Origin of the sequence: uncultured Fluviicola sp. (assembly GCF_902168135.1) — a bacterium.
In the GTDB taxonomy this organism is placed as follows: Bacteria; Bacteroidota; Bacteroidia; order Flavobacteriales_D; family Crocinitomicaceae; genus Fluviicola.
In genome coordinates this window covers 25416-44581 of sequence record NZ_CABHOL010000050.1, presented here as the reverse complement: position 1 = coordinate 44581, position 19166 = coordinate 25416, and the positions used below count along the sequence as shown (strand labels likewise).

The following is a 19166-nucleotide window of genomic DNA, read 5'->3' as shown; positions in this document are numbered from 1 at the left end:
AATTGAAATTAATTGATTTCATTGTGTGAAGGGCTCCTGTTACGTTTTAACTTCAATGATACACAATTATTCTGAAAAACAATTATTGCAAAGAGTTCTTACAAACAAAATCAAGTCTGAAACCTATCACAAAAAAAGTCGAACACCCTTCTTAATCAAGATTAAGTGATAGCATAATTATGACGTTTTCGGGCTTTGCGTTCAGGCGGGTTTCGGAGCACAAAATTTCAATTTATTATTAAAGTTTAATAGAAGCACAAAGCTCCAAGTTTGCACGTCAGCCCCCCTGACGCAAAACCCGTGTTAGGTGCAGTTTATTTTAGCACCAAGCATGTCGTTGAGTCAAATAACCATCTTCATTATTTGGAAATCGGTGTTCTTGGCTGAAATCAACAAGTCCTGTCCCGTAAAAAGTTATTATTCTAGGATTTTCTGCTTCCATAATAGGCTTAACTAATTCGACTCCTCCATTGGTTTTGTTGAATACCGCAAATATGCCAAACATTTTGTCGTTTCCAGAGCTTCTTCTTTGTACTATTTCTTGTAACTTTTTTATTTTCAATATATCATTATTGTAAGTATCAATGTCAGCTTCGTTAATTCCATTCTTGTCTCTGCAAAATTTAAGTTCTATGATAATGGTGTTACCCCCAATTTCAACACTTTTGCGTGGCAGTTTTTTGTATTCATAGGTTAAGTGACTTCTTTTTATTTTAAATTCAACTGAATGAAAAATACTAATATGTCTTGGCTCAACAATGCATAAGTCAGGTATAAGGGTTAATAAACCTTCTTCATCATAGAATTTTACTTCAGAATGAATTGCTGAAGCTGATACTCCAGTATCAATTGTATTTGCAGTATGAAGATGTCCATATAGTTTTGAAAATAAGAGACACTTAAGGTCATCTTCAGTTAAAATAAGCCCTTGGACTTTCTGATACTCAATCTCAATTTCTTTAAGGAATTCTATTATTTTTTCAACTAAAGTTTCATTTATTTCCATGCGGTTGTATTTTTCAAATTGCACCTAACTTACTTATATGCGCAACTCCAACTACTTACAACTAATTAAAATCGGATTTTATACTGAATTTCAGATGTTTTTGCGAATAGCCTTCGTTACGTTATTGCTTCAATACTAATCAATAATTCTGAAAACCAACTCACTGTTTAAAAATTCCGGGAAAGTTTACCTGAAAGCCAATAGGATTCGAACCGCGTTGAAGATTTGGAAAAATGAATTAAACCGATGGTTTTCGGGAGATTTTCGTATCGCCATCCTCCTCGGTCCTCCTTCAAAGGAGGAAGTTGATCTCAGCTTCGAACACGAATCCCACACTCAATTCTCACACTCGTCCCTGAAAAGAAAAAGCATCACTTTCGCGATGCTTTTTCTTTTTGTGATCCCATTTGGATTCGAACCAAAGACCTACTGCTTAGAAGGCAGTTGCTCTATCCAGCTGAGCTATGGGACCGTTGAAAGCGCTGCTTTGAACTAACGCACAAGCGTTAGCGCAGTGCAATACCTAAATTTCTAAAACAAAAAAGGGGATGATTGCTCATCCCCTTTTCTTGTGTCGGGGCGGCAGGATTCGAACCTGCGACCTCCTGGTCCCAAACCAGGCGCGATGACCGGACTACGCTACGCCCCGAACTAGGCTTTTATTTCAAGTTACTTCAATCGTTTTTGAAGCTGTGTTTTCTCTGTTTTGAGGGTGCAAAGATAGTTACTTATTTCACTTCTGCAAGCCCTTTGAGAAAAATTTTGCGGAGAGAGCGGGATTCGAACCCGCGGTACAGTTACCCGTACGTCAGTTTAGCAAACTGGTGGTTTCAGCCTCTCACCCATCCCTCCAATATTCTTACAAAGAACGCGTCTGAGGTCTCCCTAAGACAGGCGCAAAATTAATAAATGCATCGTTCTATCAAAGGATTTTCCCGAAAAAAAAGTAAAAAAAATGAATTTGGTTTCATTCACACCTATTTAACACTCGCTTAATCTCTAAAAATCAGGTCTTTCAACTGTTCCCGCTGTTCGCGTAAATTTTGGAGAATAGCACTCCTTCTTCGCGCAAAACGACCGAAACGCTGCTTGGAATTCAAATGGGACATGTAGCGCATGTAGTAATGGGCAAAGGTCCCGAATAACGGAAGCACCGCCAAATAAAGCAATGTTTCCAGCCAGGAAAGATCCAGACAAAAATGTGCAAGCAGGCCAAATCCCAAATAATTTAACGGGTAAAGGAGCAATCCCAGCAAAATCGACAAGGGCGCATGGTACTCCACTTCTTTGGTCATTTTCGGTACAATCCAACCGATCAGCCAATACGGAACCACGTGATGAATAAACCCAACGAGAAAGACCGGAACAGTCAGAATAACAAACAGCCAGCTCTGAATAAACTGCCTCAAAAACAACGATGATCTGTACGGACGGTCCAGGAAATCTGGTTTAATCCCCAAAAACTGTAGTGACGCAAATACATTACTCGTTTCAGTCTGTATTTCATTCAACTTCCACGGACTGGTCAAACTGTATTCTTCCAAACGCGCCTGGACAGATTTCATGAAATTCATTTCACCGGCAACATCCGTTTGTTTCGTGTACTTGGTTACGAAAAGATCTGCCAGTTGCTCCACCAGGTCTTCACGTGCAGAATCCTCCATGTTCACAAAAACACGAGACAACTCAACCCTGAAACGTTCCGTAAGCAGCTTGGCCGCATGCGCCTGGTTGGATTCATACTCTTTCCACAAGTCGGCCAGTTCGATAGGTCTACCCACATGTACCAATACTTTTCCGCGGTAAGAATCCGCCGAAACATAGTTCAGTCCGATCGGAACAACTTTCAATCCTAGTTTTCCCAGGTTCCTGCGTTCTACCTCCAATGCAATGCGCGCAGTACCTGTTTTGATCTCCCGGAGTTTACGTTCCAGAAAACTGGTTCCTTCCGGAAAAATGACCAAAACATCGCCCCTTTCCAATAATTGGTAACAAGCCTCGAACGAATCTTTGTTATTAACACCTGAGACAGCTCCGTCCGATTTCCGGTTGATCGGGATCATTCCCAGTGCACCCAATAATTTGCGTTTGAACGGAGAATTAAAAAAAGTTGCTTTTGCCATAAAATGAACACGTCTCCGGTTGGCAAAACCAACCATCCAGGCATCCATCAGGGTATTCGGGTGGTTCGCGATAATGATCAAAGGACCGTTCTCCCTGTCCAATAGTTCTTTATTCACAACTTTGATTTCGCGGTAGTAATGCCTGATTCCAAATGAAATGATCGCTTTTAAGATTCGGTATAACATGAGTGGGTTTTGAACGAAATTAATCATTTCATAATTACGAATTCCGAATGCCTAATTACGAATGGATGATTCGCTCTTAAAAGATGTGAAATTAGACCTAAATCAATAAATTCTCCAGAATCAATTAGGCATAGCCAGCAAATGGACAACCCAGAAACATTCAATAATTCGGCATTCGTATCCCGATAATTATCGGGACGTAATTCGTAATTTTGTTAAATGATTGAGCGTGCACTTTTCAGGTATCAGGAAAACTCCTTCCTCGTCGGGATCGGATGCGAAACAGAGTTTTTACTACATTCCGACCTGAACTGGTCTGCACTGAACGCTTTTCTCGACGAACACAAAGGCAAAACCCTGTTCACGGTTATCAACTACCAGCTGGGACTTGACATCCTTTCCGTTCCACACGCCCCGAACCAACTGCCTTTACTGCGGGTTTGGGTCCCGGAAAGCACTTATTTATATGAAGGTGGAACTGCTTATCCTTTGGAAGGAAAAAATGACGAAACCAATTTACAACTGGCAGAAGACCTCTTCCGGAAAAACGAACCGGCACCTTCCATCCGGTGGTCGGCAAAGATCGATCAAAAAACTTACCTGGAACGCATCCGCCAATTGAAGGAACACATTCAGTTAGGTGATATTTACGAATTGAACTTCTGTCAGCTGATCGATTCACAAGAAATTGAACTGACATCCATTCAACCCTTCTTCATGCGCATGTGGGAAGTAAACCCAACCCCTTTTGCAGGATTGGTTGAAACAACAGATTGGATGCTCGCCTCAGCAAGCCCGGAACGATTTATTCAAAAGAAAGGAACAAAACTCATTTCACAGCCCATTAAAGGAACGGCTCCAAGGGGTTTAACTGATTTGGAGGACCTGCAAAACCGCAATAACCTTCAGACCAGCAAAAAAGAACGCGCAGAAAATGTCATGATCGTAGACCTGGTGCGAAACGATTTGTCGCGGGTGGCAGCAAAAGGAAGTGTACATGTGGATGAGTTGTGTGAGATCTACTCTTTCCCCACCGTTCATCAACTAATTTCTACCATTTCCTGCGAACTGAAGGAAACTGCAACTTTCTCGGAAATTCTGAAAGCGGCTTTCCCCATGGGCTCTATGACAGGAGCACCAAAAAAATCCGCGGTAGAACTGGCCGAAAAATACGAAGGGTTCTCCAGGGAATTTTACTCAGGCTCCTTTGGTGTGATTTATCCCAATTCAGATTTCGACCTGAATGTTCTGATCCGTACCTTATTTTATGATACCCGGACAAAGAAACTATCCTGCGGAGTCGGCGGAGCAATCACCACGCTTTCGGACGCAGAAGCCGAATACGAAGAATGCAGGGTTAAAGTCGGTAAAATCCTCTCACTTTTCGGAACATGTCAGTGGTAAAAGAAGCACTTTCAAAGTTAGACCTGCAAAAGTTTAACCTGTGCGTGGCTTGTTCGGGCGGGCTTGATTCGACGGTTTTACTGGAAGCACTGATCCCGCTGGGATTCGAACCCATGGTCCTTCATATCAATTACCAGCTGCGAGGTGAGGAAAGTGACAAGGACGAGGCGTTTGTTCGCAGCCTGGCACAAAAACACAAACTGGAAATGGAGGTGGTTCGCTGTCCGAAAGAATTAACCAAAGGAAAAGGCATCAACCTGCAGGAAGCTGCACGAAAATTCCGCCACGAACTGTTCCGGGAATTCATTCAAAAATTACCTGAAAACCGGGTTTTACTTGCACATCATTCAGACGACCAGGTAGAAACCTTCTTCCTGCAGTTAATGCGCGGCTCAGGTATTTTCGGGCTTGGTGGAATGCACACCGAACGAAATGGAATCATCCGGCCCTTCTTAGGGCTTTCCAAAGAGGACTTAAGAAACTATGCTCTCGAAAATAACATCCAATGGCGGGAAGATGCAAGCAACGAAGAAAATAACTACAAGCGAAACCAATTCAGGAATATCATTATTCCACAGTTACTGGAAACCAATCCGGGATTGAACCATTCCATTCAACTTATTCAAACTGCATTTCGCGAAACCCAGCAGGCTGTTCAGGATTCTTTAAAATCGAAACTTCGGTCCTGGGAGAGAAATGCTCAGATTCCTTTCAGTGAATGGTCTGAACTGACAATGGAAGAACGCATCGCATGCTGTCATTATTTCTCATGGCCGATTTGGATGATTGATCGTATCCAAGGATTAAGCAATGCCAAACTCAGTGCTAAAATCGATAAGAGTTCCTTGTTTAGAACTAAAGATGGATTTTCCTGGAACTCCAATTTTACAGAAATTAGTCAATGGGAGTTCAAGATTGAAGAGGTTGAATTCTTACCTAAATCGTTTTCAAAATGGGAAGTTTACCTGGATCCCGCAAGCATGAGTATTCCACTCACCCAAAGCTTTGCAGACGCTTCAGACACCATTCAGCGTCCTGGCGTAAAAGGAAAAACCAAAGTATTCAAATTATTGAAGGATGCAGGTATTCCGGAACAATGGAGAGATTCCTATCCGGTATTTAAAAGCGGAAAAGAGACCATTTGGATACCCGGTGTAGCAGTTTCAAAAAAACACCTCGCACCCTCTTCTACCCGTCTGATAATCAAGCTCTACAAGGCCTCAGAAAATCATTAATACTTTTTTTTCACGAAATGTGATTTTGAAATTATTTTTTTATTAAATTTCGATTTGTACACTCTTAAAACCCCGCAAAATGGAACCAGTTACAGTCGAAAAAGAAATCGTGAAAGATTTGTCTTTTAAACATCCGATTGAATTTGAACAGCAATCAGATATTCGTGCCAAATTAGAGGAAGCAACCCGATTAGGGAACGGGTACCACCACAAGGTTGGCATCATTTTTCACGACGACGAGGGACTAAAAAGGGTCAACACAACCATTTGGGCCACCGGACAAAAATACATCTGCCTGAAAGGCGGAATGTGGATTCCCATTGATCACATTGTAGAATTAAAGTTTTAGCTTTTCAAGAAAGTTAGTTAAACTCATTATTGCCAAGCAGTTTTCGTTTCGTAGCTTTGGAAGTACAAACTAAAGCCCCATGCGTAAACTGCTTTTTTTATGCTCATTTTTATGGATCGGAACCAGTCTTTTTGCTCAGGACAGAGTAAAATGGGACTTTTCTTACAATACGAGCACCAAAGAAATCCAATTCAAAGCGATCATTTCCGAAGGCTGGCATTTATACAGCCAGCATATTAACAATACTATCGGCCCGGTCCCGACCAGTTTTACGTTTACGGAAAACCCGAATATCAAATTTGAAGGAGAGGTCACGGAACCCAAAGCCATTCACGAGTACGATGAGAATTTCGAGGCTGCACTTGACTTTTTCAAATCAGAAGTTACTTTCACCCGCAAAGTAGCCAAAGCAAAATCAGGTGATATGATCACAGGTTATGTAACCTTCATGGTCTGCAACGAAGTGATGTGCCTCCCTCCTGTTGATGTTGATTTTTCCATAACAATTCCATAATACACAACAAACTTTATGAAATACTTATTTAAAAGTTTAATCCTTTTAGTTGGTTTATTCACCTCATTACAAGTAAGTGCTCAGGTTCCAAATCCTGAAGACAAAGTAAAATGGAGTGGTAGAGTTGAACAAAAAGACGATTATGCAACAGTAATCATCGAAGCATCCATTATACCAAATTGGGAAATTAACCCTATGGTACTCCCAAAAGGCTCTATGAATTGGCCTACAACTGTAGAGTTGGTCAAATCAAAAGATTTTGAGTTGGTTGGAAAAATGACCGAATCCAAGCCTCACAGTGAATATGATAAGATTCTGGATGAAACACTCGTCTTTCACGTAGGAAAAGCTGTTTTTAAACAGAAAATAAAGATTCTATCTAAAAAAGATTTTAAAATCACTTTTAAATACGATTTCCAAACTTGTGAAATCAATGCTGCATGCCTTCCCCCATACCAATCATCAGGAACGATCAACGTGAAGGGGAATCCAAATGCTGATGCACTAACCTCAGAAACAGCAGTAAGCAGTGATCCCGAGACAAAAGACACCGCTTCTTCAACTTCTTCATCTGTAAAGACGGAGGTATCTGATTCTAAAAAAGATTCAAAGCAAGCTCAAAACGAAGATCATCAGAAAAAAGAGAAGAAAAAGTCAGGTTCACTTTGGGGAACTTTTTTCCTGGCTTTCCTGGGTGGATTTGCGGCAATCATCATGCCTTGTGTATTCCCAATGATTCCTATGACGGTAAGTTTCTTTACAAAAAGAAGTAAAACTCCGGCCTTAGGCAGAAGAAATGCTTTTATTTATGGAGGTTCTATCATTGCCATACATGTTTTGCTTGGTGGTATTGTTGTAATTACAAGAGCATCCAGCTTGTTGAATGAAATGTCTACAAACGTCTATTTCAACATTTTCTTCTTCTTAATGCTTTTTGTTTTCGGGTTATCTTTCTTAGGTGCATTTGAAATTCAATTACCTGCAAAATGGACCAATAAAGCTGATGAAAAAGCAGACAAAGGAGGTGTAGTAGGAATCTTCTTTATGGCATTGGTATTATCACTGGCTTCATTCTCTTGTACAGGACCGATTTTAGGGAGTTTATTGGTAGGAATTTCATCAAGCGGTGGAGATTCTGCCCTGATGGTCGGAATGTTTGCATTCGGACTGGCACTTGCTTTACCATTTATGTTATTCGCAATGTTCCCTTCGTGGCTAAACTCTATGCCGAGTTCAGGCGGTTGGTTAAACGTGGTAAAAGTATTCTTAGGTTTCTTGGAAATTGCATTTGCTTTCAAGTTCTTGTCCACAGCAGACACTACTATGCAGTGGCATCTTTTGGAGCGGGAAGTCTTTATTTCCATTTGGATCGCAGTTTTCGGAACACTTTCCCTTTACTTACTTGGAAAAGTCCGATTACCGCATGATAGCCCGGTAGAAAAATTATCGGTGGGAAGAACCATGATGGCAACATTAACTATTGCTTTCACCTTCTATCTCATTCCGGGCCTTTGGGGAGCTCCTTTAAAATTAGTCAACGCATTCTTACCTCCGGACTTCTATGCCGAATCGCCTAATGGCGTCGGTGGAAGTGGAGAAGGTACCATTTCCGCATCAGAAGTTCACGTAGACGGAATGCACAAAGGACCAAAAGGATTGATGGCTTTCAACGATTATGACAAAGCTTTGGCTTACGCGAAGAAAGTAAACAAACCGCTTTTTGTCGATTTCACCGGATGGGGATGTGTGAACTGTCGTAAAATGGAACAAAGTGTTTGGGGACAGCCCGGAATCATTGAACACCTTCGCGATGACGTTGTAATAGTGTCTTTATATGTAGACGAGCGCACGGAATTACCAAAAGAAGAACAGCGTACGATCAAGGTAAACGGACAGGATTTTTCAATAGTTACGATTGGAAATAAATGGACGGCTAAACAAATTGAAGAATATAAGACTTCATCACAGCCTTATTATGTACTTCAAACACCTGAAGGGAAAGACATTCCGGTCGGTTCTGCCGATTATCAAAATCATGGAAGTCCTGAAGTATTTAAAAAATGGCTTGAAAAAGGATTGGACACGTATAAAAAATAATTCATTTTTACCGTTCATCCATAAAAACTGTGTATTAAGATAATTTTAACTAAAAATATTTTACTCAATTACAAAATAGAATTATCTTTGTAATGATTTAGGTGGTTAGGTTAGGTTGATTAGTGAATGGAGTTTGGACGCCTGTCCGAACTCCATTTATCATTTATAGGAATCCCGTTTCAGAATTAAGATATTCTTCTAAAAGAATTTGGCCCTAAAATCTTAATATCCGAATGTCTTAATATCCAAATAGCTAAATTCGCATCATGAATCAATGGTTGCAAACTCACATCGAATTCCTCAAAGGAGTTGGTCCGCAAAGAGCCAAATTGCTGAGAGAAGAATTGGGAATCGCAACTTATCACGACCTGCTCTACCATTTTCCTTTCCGTTACATCGACCGATCCCAATTCCATTTGATCAAAGACATCCCTCAAATCGACGGGTATGTTCAACTAAAAGGCCAGATCATCTCGGTTTCGGAAACAGGAAGCGGAAGGCAAAAACGATTGAATGTCAAATTCCAGGATGGTACGGGAATTATTGATCTACTCTGGTTCCAGGGATACAAATACATTCTTCCGAACCTGAAACTGAATACCACTTATATCGTTTTCGGGAAAGCAAAACCCTACGTAAATACCTGGAACATCTCCCATCCGGAATTGAGTCCGGCAAACGGAACGGAGGCAAGCATGGGATGGCAGCCCGTTTACTCCTCTACCGAAAAACTGACCGCTTCAGGTCTGCATTCGAAAGGAATTCAAAAATTGATCGAAAACCTCCTGGAACTAGCTTCCAAAGTTTATTTCGAAGAAACTATTCCATCGAAATTGATCAGGGAATTAAAACTCCCGGCTTTCGGTGCCGCTATTCGTGCAGTTCACATGCCGGCTGATGTTGCATTGGCCCAAAAAGCACGCATGCGTTTCAAATTTGAAGAATTATTGAACCTTCAGATTGAATTACTGCTCCGAAAATCAATCAACATGCAAAAAAACAGCGGGCAAGTGGTTTCGGAAGTAGGACAGCTCTTTCACGATTTCTACGAAAACAACCTGCCTTTCCCTTTAACGAATGCTCAAAAAAAAGTGCTCCGTGAAATCCGAAGGGATATTGGTTCGGGTTTCCAGATGAACCGCTTACTGCAGGGAGATGTCGGTAGTGGAAAGACAGTTGTAGCTTTGCTAACTATTTTGATGGGAATCGGTTCCGGTCTGCAGGGTGCTTTAATGGCTCCAACGGAAATCCTGGCAAATCAGCATTTCACCGGTCTAAGCGAATTACTGGTAGGAACACCCGTCAAAATTGCATTATTGACCGGTTCAACCAAAAAAGCGGCCCGTAAAGAAATACATGAACAATTACTCAGCGGAGAAATTCATATTTTAGTCGGAACGCACGCTTTATTGGAAGACGTTGTCCAATTCAAAAACCTCGGATTGGTTGTAATCGATGAGCAGCATCGATTCGGTGTAGAGCAGCGTTCCCGTTTATGGAAGAAAAACACTTCTCCGCCTCATATTTTGGTCATGACCGCAACACCTATTCCCAGGACACTGGCAATGACTTATTACGGAGATCTGGATGTTTCGGTAATTGATGAACTTCCACCGGGAAGAAAACCCATTACCACCAAACACCATTTTGAAAAAGACAGGTCGCTTGTTTTTGGATTTATCCGCAAAGAAATTGCACTTGGAAGACAGGTCTACATTGTCTATCCGTTGATACAGGAATCCGAAACACTGGACTACAACAACCTCATGGACGGCTACGAAGCAATCAGTCGTGCTTTCCCGCTACCGGATTACAGGGTGAGCATTGTTCACGGGAAAATGAAACCTGAGGTGAAAGACTACGAAATGCAGCAGTTTGTTGAGGGAAAAACACAGATTATGATTGCAACAACCGTTATCGAAGTCGGTGTTAATGTCCCGAATGCATCTGTAATGGTCATTGAAAGCTCGGAACGTTTCGGTTTGTCACAGTTACACCAGCTGCGCGGACGTGTAGGCCGGGGTGCAGAACAATCCTACTGCCTGCTGATGACCGGAAATAAATTATCTGCCGACACCAAAAAACGGATCCAGACAATGGTCCGCACCAACGACGGATTTGAAATTTCCGAAGTCGATTTGGAACTGCGTGGTCCGGGAGATATTATGGGAACTCAGCAAAGCGGCCAGCTGGACTTGAAAATTGCGGATTTGGCAAAAGATGGCCCGCTTGTTGCTCTTGCCCGTGAGAAGGCAAGAGAGCTTTTGATAGATGACCCGCGTTTGGAAAAACAGGAACATGTTTTCTTGCGCCTCGAAGCAATAAAAAGACTTCAGGACAAACCAAATTGGGCAGAAATTTCTTAAACTTGGACAATGAAAAAACTTCTTCTACTAGCAATTGCAATTTTAAGCTACTCCCGGGCTGACTCACAAGTACTTACAGGAACACTGGTCGACTCAGGACGAAAACTACTAACTACCACAGAGAATTTCACCATTTCATCCGCTGCAGAAGGAACTGTTGTAGTAGAACTGGCTGTGAATAGAGAAGGCCTTGTAACCGGAACGAAGATCATCGGTGAGCAATCGACAATCAAATCAACACCGTCGCGGATGAAAGCCGAAAATGCCGCAAAGAAATTAAAATTTACTGCCGGAACGCGCTACGCGGCTTTTGAGCATGTGCGTGTGAAGTATACTTATAAAGTACAATAATCATCGCCTTAAAAGCAATCGGATTTTCCTCCCCCTCATTCCCCTCTGACGGAGTCTGACACTCGTCTGAGTCGTCACGACCTCCAAAGGAGGAAGCCAGATGAGATTCTTCTGAAAAGGTAAAATCTAAACTGGATTCGAAAAGATAAATTCCTCTGCATTTTCTTCCAGGTAAGCGAGTGTATCCAGGATTTCCTGCAAATCGAACGACGTAACTAATTTGGTTCGGTATTCTTTGAAATGCGCAATTCCTTTGAAATAATTCGTGTAATGGCGTTTCATTTCAACCACTCCCAAACGTTCGCCCTTCCATTTCACGCTCATCATTAAATGATCGCGGGCAGCCTCTACCCTGTCTTTTACTCCCGGAGCAGGCAAATGCTCTCCTGTTTCCATGAAATGCTTCACTTCATTGAAGATCCATGGGTAACCGATACTTGCACGACCGATCATGATTCCGTCAACCCCGTAACGGTTTTTGTATTCCAGTGCTTTTTCCGGCGTGTCGATATCTCCGTTCCCAAAGATTGGGATTTTAATCCGGGGATTGTTTTTCACTTCCGCAATGTAACTCCAGTCAGCTTCACCCTTGTACATCTGCGCGCGCGTTCGTCCGTGAATGGACAAAGCTTCCACCCCGATATCCTGCAGGCGCTCGGCTACTTCCATGATATTAATCATTGAATGGTCCCAGCCCAAACGGGTTTTAACGGTTACCGGCAATTTCGTGGAGTTGATACAAGCTTTTGTGAGGCGAACCATCAGGTCTACATCCTTCAACACTCCTGCTCCTGCTCCTTTAGAAACCACCTTCTTCACCGGGCAACCGAAATTGATATCCAAAATATCCGGGTTGGTAGCATCCACAATTCTTGCAGACATAGCCATGGCTTCTTCATCACCACCAAAGATCTGGATCCCGATGGGTTTTTCATAATCGAAAATGTCCAGCTTTTGACGGCTCTTGATCGCATCGCGGATCAATCCTTCCGAAGAAATAAATTCAGTGTACATCAAATCAGCTCCATGCTTTTTACATAAAGCCCTGAACGGTGGATCACTCACATCTTCCATTGGAGCCAAAAGAAGCGGAAATTCACCCAATTCAATATCACGGATTTTTACCATGGTGCAAAGGTAGACAATTCAAAAGAAAAAATATAAAATGAGTTACTAACTTAAATTACACTACCTTTACCCCAAATAACCATCATGAAACAACTTCATTTAGTACTTCTGGCAGCTACCTTATTCGTTAATCCTGTTTTCGGGCAAAATCCGGAATATATTGAAGTAAATCCTTTGGCTGGAAACACCGCAAACTTTCCTCAATTCGGAGATAGTGATTCCGATTTTTCAGATATTGACGGAGATGGTGATCTTGATTTGTTAATTTCCGGAACTGTTCATACAGTTGGACTGCAAACAAAATTGTATAAAAATATTGGAGGAGGAAAATTTCTACTTGTTCCCAACACAACATTTATTAGCCCGATATTACCCAAAGTTGATTTTGGGGATGTCAATGGAGATGGGGACGAAGATTTGTTAATCACCAGTGATGATGCAGCTCCCGCTTTATACGAGAATGATGGTTTTGGAAACTTCACCTTATCAGCTACACTTAGCAGCGAGCTTAGCAACGCATGGGGAGAAGGATCATTCATTGACATAAATGGTGACGCGTTCATGGACGTAGTGATCGCCGGCTGGAATTCTACCTTGTATTTCAATAACAACGGGAATTTTGTCTACCTGAATTCGCTCAGTGCTGCTTCCGGTTGTAAAATCGGTGATATGAACAACGACGGAAAATCGGACATCTTCTTGTTGAATTCTAATTCACCTGTTTGTATCAACGACGGTGCAGGTAATTTCACAGTAACTTCTACCAGTTTTGACAACATTGCAGTACCCGATGTAGCATTTAACGATATGAACAATGACCAGATTCTTGACATCATTGTACTTGGATCTCAAGCATCTGTTTACCTGAATAATGGAAATTTGAACTTTTCCCAGGCAACTGCATACGATATCCCGATCACTACAGGAGAAGTTTATTGTTTCGATATGGATTCTGACGGGAAGAAAGATGTTTTGATACGCGGATATGTCGGATCCGGAGAGTCTGTGATCTATGCATATAAGAATACAGGAACAAGCACGCTGCAAGAATTTGATTCAATTCCATTCGCTGATGGAAGAGGACATGTATCTATTGGAGATATTGATAATGATGGGGATGAGGATGTACTGGTTTCCGGACAGCAATTCCTTTCCAGCGGAAGTTTTGGTCCTAATGCTGCAAAACTCTACAAAAACCTGTACTTTAATCAGCTAAGTGTAAATACCTTCAGCTCTCCTTCCAACCCTAACGATTGTAACGGTTATGTTTTGATAGCTGCAAATGGAATTCCTGATTTCACATTTGAATTGAGTAATGGGACAACCATCGTGGGATCCGAAAGCACTTATATAGACAGCCTATGTCCTGGTATTTATTCCGTCCTTACAACAGATGGAAATAACGATACTATTACAAGTACTTTTGTGATTCCTTCCGATTCAAATTATATCTTCATTAACCCGTTCGATGATTTTACACCTGCAGACTCCATTGGAATTACCATTGAAAATTGCGATATCGATTACAATACTATTGATACAATTTATATTGATTCTTACCAATTCTACAGTTTGGATTCTGTAGTTGTGAACTGGGCAGTAATTGATACGAATGGAACCCATATTATTCCTAGTTTATTTGTTATGAATTACGGTTTTGGAAATTATTGGCTTCAACTATCACTTTATTGTACACAAAAATCATTGGGGAACTACTTTGTGGTTACTGAAGGCATTTCTTATACCAACGGACACATTTCATTACTGGAACTAGGTGAAAACGATATGAACTCCATAGTTCTATTTCCGAATCCAACCAAGGACAATGTAATCATTTATGGAAATCAAACAGAAACCCTGCTTACTGTTTATGATCTTCAGGGAAAAGTAATCAAACCGACTTATAGACTTGACAAGAAACAAGAAAGTCTTTCTCTGAAGGAATTTCAAAATGGAATGTACATTTTTGAGTTTTCGACAAATAAAGGCAAAACAATCAAAAGAATTGTGAAGAACTAAACTGCTCAAAGTTGGAAAACAGAATGATAACTTATCATTCTGTTCTACTCTCTCTTTTGCACAAAGTGCCCTTTTTTGAGTACATAAGTCGTTTTTCCGACATGCATGGTTGATCCGTCCTCAAACGTATAGAAATCCTTGTAATCAACACCGTTAAAGCTCAACGAACCTTTCGTTTTGTAGGCAATATCCAAGTAATCTTCATTCAAAATAGTTCCTCCACAAACAACTACATGAACCGGGATTCCAATATTCCCGATCAATGACATGTCTCTTGGAGAAGCAAAATTATCTGCTATCAAAACCAATTTCTCTGTTCTCGGATAACTCTTCAGAGAATAAATCAGCGCTTCCACATTGTTCTCCGGCAAATCACCACCGGATCCCTTGTCCATCACATAGATCATATACTCAGAAATAGAATCGAGGTTACTTGAGGTATAATTATAAACCCCACCTGTCTGACCGGCTTTCTTCGTTTTGTCTTTTCGATTATCTCCATCGTTGAAAAACACAAACTGCTTAGGTGCCTGAAGTTTGTTCTTTAGTTGAGCAGCTATAAATTCCACCACCTGGGCATTGTAGGGAGCCATACTTCCGGTCACATCACAAACCAATGTAGTTTTGGACCAATCCACCTTTGTAAGTGCTTTACTCACTTGATTGGACGTTGGTTGCGGTTTAATAGCATTGTAATTGTATGCTGGCAATTTGGGTTTCAACTTCGGAGGAACTTCCGTTGCAAAAACTTCCAGCGGAGACGGAACAACACTTCCCCTACTCATAAAATCGACCGAAAACTGAACCATGCATTCTGTTGGTTTTCCGTTCAAGGTTCCTGGTGTCCAATCCGGCATGGTCTTTATAAACTCGCGAACTTCTTCTTTATAAGGTGAAGGTCCTGGCAATGTTGGAAAATTGATCTGTGTAATTTTTCCTTCTTTGTTGATAATAAACTGTACATCTACCTTTTTGGGTCCGGATGCTTCAGGAGGAAAATTCAGGTATTTTGAAAAGTAGTTAATACGAGCCTGTTCGCTGTGCGGGAATTTCGGAAGTACAATAACCGGTTCGGTTTCGTCCGGTGAGGATTCCTTTTCCAATTTCTCCGTTTCCCGTTTCAAATAAGTATCGTAAGCATAGGATTTAATCTTTCCGGCGGCAACTTCCCGGATGAAACTGGTCTCTACTTTCGTAGTGATTACATCCGGAAGATCGCGGTAGGTAATTGCAAATCCATGGAAATAGTCTTTCCCTTCCTCTGCTGATTTGCACCCCGACTGTGCAATGAGTATCCACTCTATTCCCGACTGGTCCAAACTGTTCGGAGCCGACAGGAACAAATTTTCCAGGCGTTTTCTGCTTAATCCGTGCTGATCAAATGTTTCTGATTTCCGGTAAGTGGTGTAAATTAATTCGATCTTTAAAATCACTTTATCCTTAATCGAATTGAGCAATTCTTTATCCTTAAAAACCGCATTATTGAAGGCTGTTTCCAGGAAGATCATATCTTTTTTAGCCGGTTTGGTGTACTTCTCAACCGTTCGCGGCGGTTTCTTTAAAATGAAACTTATCTGCTCCGGAATGGTTTGTGCATTCAGGAACAAGGGAACTAAAAACAGGAAGAGTAAACGGTATTGCATATTCAGTTGGTTCTTCATTCCATAATGCACACTGAAGGAAATGTTACAGGTTTCCTAAAATGGCTTCTTTCCCGAAATACAATGCGGAACACCAGGAACTGATAATAATAAAGCCAACCAGACCCACCATCGATTTGTGCATCGGGTTTTGGGTTTTACTCAGGAAAACACTCATTAACCACATCCATGTCGGAACGATCAGCCATTCGAACATATTCATCATCAAACAAACCGACATTGCCGCCCCATTAGTAATCTGTAGCCATCGGTACATGGTTTTATCTTCCCACGCAATTAAAATCTGCCAGAAAAAGAAGAATACTACAAATCCGAGAAAAAACCAGGAAGAAAATACAACCAGTGTATCTAATTGCTGCTCAAAATCACGGTCTGAAAAGATCAGCTGCATGACAAACTTGGAAGAAACAGCAAGGAAAACAGCCCAAAGAATCAGGGTCACTTCCTTCAAACGGATTCTTTTTCGGTTGGCAATTAGTAAAATAAGAGCAACCAGGAACAATCCTACTTTATACAACCCGAACGGAAGCAGGTATGCTCCATCTTTCATGAAGGCAGATAAGCCATACATTGCAGCTGTCAGAACGGCCAATAAAACGATTCGTTCACTAATCATTTTTCTTCGCCAAAGCTTCCTCGATGTAGTCGAATGTGGAAAGAATAACCGGTTTTCCGTCAACTACTGCGATATCGTGTTCAAAGTGTGCACTCGGCTGACCATCTGCAGTAACAATTGTCCAATTGTCTTCCAATTGGATCACTTTTTCGGTTCCCATATTGATCATCGGTTCAATAGCAATAGTAAGACCATTCATAATTTTTTTACCGCGGCCTCTTTTCCCGTAGTTCGGCACCTGAGGATCTTCATGCAGGGTTTTTCCCAGTCCGTGTCCTACCAATTCGCGAACAACTCCGTAACCATGCTTTTCTGCATGTGTTTGGATAGCCCAGCCGATATCTTCCATACGATTTCCAACCTGAGCCTGTTCGATCCCCAAATACAAGCATTCTAAAGTGACATCCAGCAGTTTTTGTTTTGCTTCCGAGACTTTACCAATAGCAAATGTATAGGCGTGATCTCCGTAATATCCTTTGTAAACAGCCCCGCAATCCACAGAAACAATATCCCCTTCCTGGATCGGTCTTTCAGTTGGCAATCCGTGAACAACCTGTTCGTTTACAGAAATCAATAAGGTACTCGGGCATCCGTACAACCCCAAAAATCCGGGAATTGCATCCTGAGAACGGATATAAGCTTCCGCCATTTGATCCAATTCAAGGGGTGTGATTCCGGGACGGATCATTTCTGCTACTTTTCCCAATGTCCGGCTAACTACTAATGCTGCCTGGCGCATAATTTCGATTTCTTCGGCTGTTTTATATTTGATCATACTTTTATTCAGGAAATTCATTGATGCAAAGATACTTCAAATTGAATTGTGAATGCCGTATACCGAATGCCGAATTGTATTATTCGTTATCAATACTCATAATACCGCTGATTCACCTTCAGTTTTGAATTTCAAAATTCATGAATTCATAAATTCACTTGTTCACTAATTTATGAACAGATTCAAATTCAAAACATTGAAAACTAAACAATTGCACGGTTTTTCATTTCAAAAGAAAGATTGTTTACTTTTCAAATCGCCTCAACTGATGTGCCTCAAATGTCCATTCCGGGGTGTAGATCTTCATACGCTCCTCCAGGTTGTACCAAGGTGATGTATTTCTATTCATCGGATTTACCAGTACCTGGATTTCCTGCGCAGGCATGTAGCTTTGTGCTAAAAGCACTAATTTCTCACCATCGGAATTTTCTACCATATCCACTACAATTACAGCATGGCCGGGAGCACCTCCACGAATCAGCACATCTCCGATTTGTACATCTTTCAATTCAATGGACCGCAATTCCTTTTCCAAAGAAAGGGTGCTGGCATAATTGAAAACCGTTTCCATGTATTTTAAGAAGGATGAATAGCTTTTATCAGCCGAAGTAGATTTCTGCCAGAAGACCGAGTTTCCGTTCAATGCAACCCTGTTTCCTTCTCTCCATTTGGAATATTCGCAATTAAATCCGCTTACAAAACGGAAATGAATATCTGAAAACCGTTTATTCAGGAACAAATATTCCCCTCGCAGGCGCATCACTGCATCCGCACATTGCTGCAAGTCCCGGTTCCCAACAGACATATTAATGACCGCTGCATGAGCAGTTTGGTTCCCTTTCAAACTTCCATTGTATAAATGAACTTCAGCTCCGTGTTTCCGAAGCGGAAGATAGCGTAAATAAAACCCAAAACTGGCACTGTCCTGGGGCTTGCGCTCAAAACCATCCGGAGGCAAAAAACGGGTCGCAACCGTTGTACCGGAAGAATCGATTAACTGCTCAGAAGCGTTTATTCCCTCTATGGTTTTTGGAGGATTCAGATCACAGGAAGCTGCAATCAGAAATGTGATTGAGAATATAGCAAGCCTTAATTTGTTCATTGGCTGATGGTTTCGAGTTTCAACGCAAGTTAATTAAAATAACATCAAAGAAGCCGGGTACACAAAGAAATAGCTCCTCTGCATACCCGGTTGCTCGTGTGGATAATAAATAGTCCTCATTATTTCAAAGCGAGCGTCCTTCGCATCAAGCAATTTGAAATTGCTTTGTTAGTCTTTCCGCCGCGGCGGACTAACGCCTTCCCTCGGCTCACTCGTCTTTGTGAGACGAGGCCT

The 19166-nt window shown here is 41.4% G+C and carries 15 protein-coding genes and 3 tRNA genes; 8 read left to right on the top strand and 10 right to left on the bottom strand.

Annotated elements, in window-relative coordinates:
- Positions 1-319 precede the first annotated feature (319 nt).
- From QZT69_RS17010 to QZT69_RS16990, 5 genes are all read right to left on the bottom strand, one after another.
- Entirely contained in the window at positions 320-1006 is a 687-nt protein-coding gene (locus QZT69_RS17010; RefSeq protein ID WP_294678289.1) for a hypothetical protein, read from the bottom strand.
- Between the two features lie 398 nt (positions 1007-1404).
- Positions 1405-1478, bottom strand: a tRNA-Arg gene (locus QZT69_RS17005).
- 102 nt (positions 1479-1580) lie between these two features.
- Positions 1581-1655 (bottom strand) — tRNA-Pro (locus tag QZT69_RS17000).
- Positions 1656-1771: 116 nt separating this feature from the next.
- Positions 1772-1858: transfer RNA gene (locus tag QZT69_RS16995), tRNA-Ser, on the bottom strand.
- A 140-nt stretch (positions 1859-1998) separates the two neighbouring features.
- Positions 1999-3315 (bottom strand): lysophospholipid acyltransferase family protein, encoded by a 1317-nt coding sequence (locus tag QZT69_RS16990; protein WP_294678281.1) that lies wholly within the window; start codon positions 3313-3315, stop codon positions 1999-2001.
- 219 nt (positions 3316-3534) lie between these two features.
- Here QZT69_RS16990 and QZT69_RS16985 point away from each other — a divergent pair, with 219 nt between their 5' ends.
- The 7 genes from QZT69_RS16985 to QZT69_RS16955 all read left to right on the top strand — a co-directional run bounded on the left by QZT69_RS16985 (position 3535) and on the right by QZT69_RS16955 (position 11631).
- Positions 3535-4719, top strand: a complete 1185-nt coding sequence (locus QZT69_RS16985; RefSeq protein WP_294678272.1) for an anthranilate synthase component I family protein — start codon at positions 3535-3537, stop codon at positions 4717-4719.
- The gene (tilS, locus tag QZT69_RS16980) at positions 4707-5954 is read left to right on the top strand and encodes a tRNA lysidine(34) synthetase TilS (protein WP_294678267.1); all 1248 of its coding nucleotides are present in this window, start codon (positions 4707-4709) and stop codon (positions 5952-5954) included. Before QZT69_RS16985 ends, tilS begins: the two co-directional genes overlap by 13 nt.
- A gap of 79 nt (positions 5955-6033) precedes the next feature.
- Positions 6034-6303 (top strand): hypothetical protein, encoded by a 270-nt coding sequence (locus QZT69_RS16975; RefSeq protein WP_294678262.1) that lies wholly within the window; start codon positions 6034-6036, stop codon positions 6301-6303.
- Between the two features lie 79 nt (positions 6304-6382).
- Positions 6383-6817, top strand: a complete 435-nt coding sequence (locus QZT69_RS16970; protein WP_294678259.1) for a protein-disulfide reductase DsbD domain-containing protein — start codon at positions 6383-6385, stop codon at positions 6815-6817.
- Positions 6818-6832: 15 nt separating this feature from the next.
- Positions 6833-8914 carry a thioredoxin family protein gene (locus QZT69_RS16965; RefSeq protein WP_294678255.1) on the top strand — a complete coding sequence of 694 codons (2082 nt, stop codon included), beginning with the start codon at positions 6833-6835 and terminating at the stop codon, positions 8912-8914.
- Between the two features lie 266 nt (positions 8915-9180).
- Positions 9181-11280, top strand: a complete 2100-nt coding sequence (recG, locus tag QZT69_RS16960) for an ATP-dependent DNA helicase RecG (protein ID WP_294678237.1) — start codon at positions 9181-9183, stop codon at positions 11278-11280.
- A 9-nt stretch (positions 11281-11289) separates the two neighbouring features.
- Positions 11290-11631, top strand: a complete 342-nt coding sequence (locus QZT69_RS16955; RefSeq protein WP_294678235.1) for a hypothetical protein — start codon at positions 11290-11292, stop codon at positions 11629-11631.
- Positions 11632-11757: 126 nt separating this feature from the next.
- Here the strand turns inward: QZT69_RS16955 and dusB are convergent, their stop codons facing one another.
- Entirely contained in the window at positions 11758-12759 is a 1002-nt protein-coding gene (dusB, locus tag QZT69_RS16950) for a tRNA dihydrouridine synthase DusB (protein ID WP_294678234.1), read from the bottom strand.
- An 84-nt stretch (positions 12760-12843) separates the two neighbouring features.
- On the opposite strand from dusB, the gene QZT69_RS16945 reads away from it, so the two are divergent.
- On the top strand, positions 12844-14778 hold the full coding sequence (locus QZT69_RS16945; protein WP_294678228.1) for a T9SS type A sorting domain-containing protein: 1935 nt from the start codon (positions 12844-12846) through the stop codon (positions 14776-14778).
- Between the two features lie 44 nt (positions 14779-14822).
- Here the strand turns inward: QZT69_RS16945 and QZT69_RS16940 are convergent, their stop codons facing one another.
- From QZT69_RS16940 to QZT69_RS16925, 4 genes are all read right to left on the bottom strand, one after another.
- Complete coding sequence (locus QZT69_RS16940; protein ID WP_294678220.1) at positions 14823-16421, bottom strand: hypothetical protein; 1599 nt, start codon at positions 16419-16421, stop codon at positions 14823-14825.
- A gap of 43 nt (positions 16422-16464) precedes the next feature.
- Positions 16465-17055 carry a hypothetical protein gene (locus QZT69_RS16935; protein ID WP_294678212.1) on the bottom strand — a complete coding sequence of 197 codons (591 nt, stop codon included), beginning with the start codon at positions 17053-17055 and terminating at the stop codon, positions 16465-16467.
- Positions 17048-17830: a type I methionyl aminopeptidase gene (map, locus tag QZT69_RS16930; protein ID WP_294678205.1), complete on the bottom strand. Its 783-nt coding sequence runs from the start codon at positions 17828-17830 to the stop codon at positions 17048-17050. The genes QZT69_RS16935 and map overlap by 8 nt, the downstream gene beginning before the upstream one ends.
- Positions 17831-18074: 244 nt before the next feature.
- Positions 18075-18932, bottom strand: coding sequence for a DUF4846 domain-containing protein (locus QZT69_RS16925; RefSeq protein ID WP_294678198.1), 858 nt, complete (start codon positions 18930-18932; stop codon positions 18075-18077).
- Between the last annotated feature and the right edge of the window lie 234 nt (positions 18933-19166).

Bases quoted from the DNA above. Each gene is read 5' to 3' on its own strand.
- QZT69_RS17010 (WP_294678289.1), bottom strand. From the start codon at position 1,006: ATGGAAATAAATGAAACTTTAGTTGAAAAAATAATAGAATTCCTTAAA.
- QZT69_RS16990 (WP_294678281.1), bottom strand. From the start codon at position 3,315: ATGTTATACCGAATCTTAAAAGCGATCATTTCATTTGGAATCAGGCAT.
- QZT69_RS16985 (WP_294678272.1), top strand. From the start codon at position 3,535: ATGATTGAGCGTGCACTTTTCAGGTATCAGGAAAACTCCTTCCTCGTC.
- tilS (WP_294678267.1), top strand. From the start codon at position 4,707: ATGTCAGTGGTAAAAGAAGCACTTTCAAAGTTAGACCTGCAAAAGTTT.
- QZT69_RS16975 (WP_294678262.1), top strand. From the start codon at position 6,034: ATGGAACCAGTTACAGTCGAAAAAGAAATCGTGAAAGATTTGTCTTTT.
- QZT69_RS16970 (WP_294678259.1), top strand. From the start codon at position 6,383: ATGCGTAAACTGCTTTTTTTATGCTCATTTTTATGGATCGGAACCAGT.
- QZT69_RS16965 (WP_294678255.1), top strand. From the start codon at position 6,833: ATGAAATACTTATTTAAAAGTTTAATCCTTTTAGTTGGTTTATTCACC.
- recG (WP_294678237.1), top strand. From the start codon at position 9,181: ATGAATCAATGGTTGCAAACTCACATCGAATTCCTCAAAGGAGTTGGT.
- QZT69_RS16955 (WP_294678235.1), top strand. From the start codon at position 11,290: ATGAAAAAACTTCTTCTACTAGCAATTGCAATTTTAAGCTACTCCCGG.
- dusB (WP_294678234.1), bottom strand. From the start codon at position 12,759: ATGGTAAAAATCCGTGATATTGAATTGGGTGAATTTCCGCTTCTTTTG.
- QZT69_RS16945 (WP_294678228.1), top strand. From the start codon at position 12,844: ATGAAACAACTTCATTTAGTACTTCTGGCAGCTACCTTATTCGTTAAT.
- QZT69_RS16940 (WP_294678220.1), bottom strand. From the start codon at position 16,421: ATGCAATACCGTTTACTCTTCCTGTTTTTAGTTCCCTTGTTCCTGAAT.
- QZT69_RS16935 (WP_294678212.1), bottom strand. From the start codon at position 17,055: ATGATTAGTGAACGAATCGTTTTATTGGCCGTTCTGACAGCTGCAATG.
- map (WP_294678205.1), bottom strand. From the start codon at position 17,830: ATGATCAAATATAAAACAGCCGAAGAAATCGAAATTATGCGCCAGGCA.
- QZT69_RS16925 (WP_294678198.1), bottom strand. From the start codon at position 18,932: ATGAACAAATTAAGGCTTGCTATATTCTCAATCACATTTCTGATTGCA.